At 61.7% G+C, this 1,139-nt stretch carries 2 protein-coding genes; one reads left to right on the forward strand and one right to left on the reverse strand.

The features are described from left to right. On the reverse strand, positions 1 to 443 hold a 443-nt coding region (locus E5W87_RS05375), incomplete at its 3' end, for an enoyl-CoA hydratase/isomerase family protein (protein ID WP_292394768.1). Positions 444 to 528: 85 nt separating this feature from the next. Between E5W87_RS05375 and E5W87_RS05380 the strand changes: the two genes are divergently transcribed. Continuing rightward, on the forward strand, positions 529 to 1,113 hold the full coding sequence (locus E5W87_RS05380; protein WP_292394734.1) for a TetR/AcrR family transcriptional regulator: 585 nt from the start codon (positions 529 to 531) through the stop codon (positions 1,111 to 1,113). The last annotated feature ends 26 nt before the right edge of the window (positions 1,114 to 1,139 follow it).

Consider the following 1,139-nt stretch of genomic DNA (forward strand, 5'->3'; position numbering starts at 1 on the left):
CCGCCGAAGGTCGGCGGCATTGCGAGAACGATTTCGGGCTTGGCGAACGAGGCACGCTCGCTGGCGATGGCCAGGGGCACGGCCTCGGTGATTTCGCAACCTCCGCCGAAGGCAAGACCGTTGACCGCGGCGATGACCGGTTTGCGGAACGCTTCCAGCCTCGCCGTCAATCGCTGCCCGCGCATGACGAAATCGCGCAAGGCGACATCGGTGCCAAGCGCCACGCTTGCCGAGAATTCGTGTATGTCGCCGCCCGCCGAGAACGCCCGCTCGCCTGCGCCGGTGAGGATGACTGCGCGGATGGAGCCATCGACCTCGATGGCGTCGAGGATGGCCAGCAGGCGGTCGATCAGGGCGTAGTTCAGCGCGTTGAGTTTTTCAGGGCGATTGAGGGTCAGGAGGGCAACTCCGTCGCGAACCTCGCTCAGCACAAGTTCGGCCATTTTGGCTTCCTTTCCGGTAAGTCTGGGCAGGAAAGGATCAGGCTTTCGTTTGCTTGTATATTCACTAGTCGGTATACATCGCTTCATGCCACAAGCGCCCAGCCCTACCCGCAAACGTATTGTCGACGCCGCGACGAAGCTCTTTTATGCGGAAGGGATTGGCCGCGTCAGCGTCGATGCCGTCGCCGAAAAGGCAGGCCTCACCAAGCGCACGCTTTACTATCATTTCAAGAGCAAGGACGACCTGATTGCCGCTTATCTCGATGGCCGCGACCAGCCGAACCTGAAGCAGATGGCCGGCTGGTTCGACGCCGCCGAAGGCGGTCCTGACCGCAAGGTCGAAGCGATCTTCACCAATCTGGCACGCGTGGCACGCCATCCCAGGTGGAAAGGATGCGGCTTCCTGCGAACGGCTGCGGAACTCGCCGCCATGCCCGGACACCCGGCGATCAAGGTCGGGTCGCGACACAAGGCGAATTTCGAAAAATGGCTGGCCGGCGAAATGTCAGACCGCGGTATTTTGGAACCGCAAACCCTGGCGCGCGAAATCGTCCTTCTGGTGGATGGCGCCTTCTCGATCATGCTGATCCACCGCAACCCTGATTATATCGAGGCAGCCGGGCATGCCGCTGCCATGCTCGTTCGGGCGAGATACCAAAACAGCGCCTGACGACGGGTTGCTGCCGCGACGATCCG

The organism is Mesorhizobium sp. (assembly GCF_004962925.1).
In the GTDB taxonomy this organism is placed as follows: Bacteria; Pseudomonadota; Alphaproteobacteria; order Rhizobiales; family Rhizobiaceae; genus Mesorhizobium.

Bases quoted from the DNA above. Each gene is read 5' to 3' on its own strand.
- E5W87_RS05380 (WP_292394734.1), top strand. From the start codon at position 529: ATGCCACAAGCGCCCAGCCCTACCCGCAAACGTATTGTCGACGCCGCG.